Source organism: Alicyclobacillus acidiphilus NBRC 100859 (assembly GCF_001544355.1).
GTDB lineage: Bacteria > Bacillota > Bacilli > Alicyclobacillales > Alicyclobacillaceae > Alicyclobacillus > Alicyclobacillus acidiphilus.
Genome location: NZ_BCQI01000147.1, coordinates 1 through 1,132, shown reverse-complemented (window position 1 = coordinate 1,132; position 1,132 = coordinate 1). Strand labels below are relative to the sequence as shown.

The following is a 1,132-nucleotide window of genomic DNA, read 5'->3' as shown; positions in this document are numbered from 1 at the left end:
CGGATTCAGGAGGTTTGGTATCCCCCGCATTTTTTACTGTTGACAACCTTACTACGACCGTACTAGGGGTCGTGATGACGGCAATTGTTTCTGTAGGTATGACAGTTGCTCTCGTCTCAGGTGGATTCGATCTGTCTGTCGGATCAGTTATGTCCATGTCAGGCGTCGTTGCAGGTGAATTTGCCCTTAATGGAATGAATGTCTGGTTGGCGGCTTTTCTTGGGCTGATATCCAGTCTTCTCTCTGGCATATTGACAGGACTGTTTATCGGGCGAGTGAAGATTAATCCATTTATCATGACTTTGGGTATGCAAGGGGTAATTCAAGGTGTGGCATATGTAGTTACTCAAGGTGCACCGCTTTCTGTGCCTTTGTCGGGGACGTTCACTTTTCTCGGCCAGGGCTCTATTTTAGGGATTCCCACACTGATATGGATATTGGCGTTGGTAATTGTGGTGGCTGACTATCTGATGCGAAATGCGATTGTAGCGAGAAAGGTTTATTACGTTGGAAGTAATCAAAACGCAGCATTCATGTCCGGACTCCGCGTAGCTAAGATCCAGACATGGATATATATTGTAACCGCCCTACTCGCTGGCTTAGCAGGGATACTAACGCTTTCACGTTTTAGTGTAGCGTCGCCAACTGCCGGCCAGGGTATGGAACTCCAGGCAATTGCAGCATGTATTATTGGCGGGGCGAGTTTAACTGGAGGTGAAGGGACTGTTCTGGGTGCTCTGCTGGGGAGTTTGCTTGTGGGGTTGGTAAACGATGCTCTAGTTTTACTGAATGTCTCCGTCTATTGGCAGAGCATGGTTGTTGGGTGTGTACTCATTGGCGCAGTTACACTGGACGTTTTGACGCATCGTGGAAAGTCGTCTTAGGTTGCCATGCCCGCAATAAAAGTGAGCATGAATATCAGAATTATCGCATTGAGGGGGAAGCATTATGTTTAAAAGAACATTTTTGTCGGGTTTGATTGCATTTGGAACAGCTGGAATTCTTTCAACGGGACTTTTAACCGCGAATGCAGCATCATCGACGACTAGTGGATCCAAGACTCCGTTCGTAGGGAACGCTAATCAAACTTACTACGTCATTACATTCTTATCGGGTATCGAGTATTGGAAGG

Annotated in this window: 1 protein-coding gene and 1 pseudogene; both read left to right on the top strand. The window is 46.8% G+C overall.

Annotated elements, in window-relative coordinates:
• The coding region (locus AAC01S_RS18475) for an ABC transporter permease (RefSeq protein WP_067625996.1) at positions 1 to 884 on the top strand (884 nt) is incomplete at its 5' end.
• 64 nt (positions 885 to 948) lie between these two features.
• Positions 949 to 1,132 (top strand): annotated as a pseudogene (locus AAC01S_RS19835) (hypothetical protein); the annotation flags it as partial.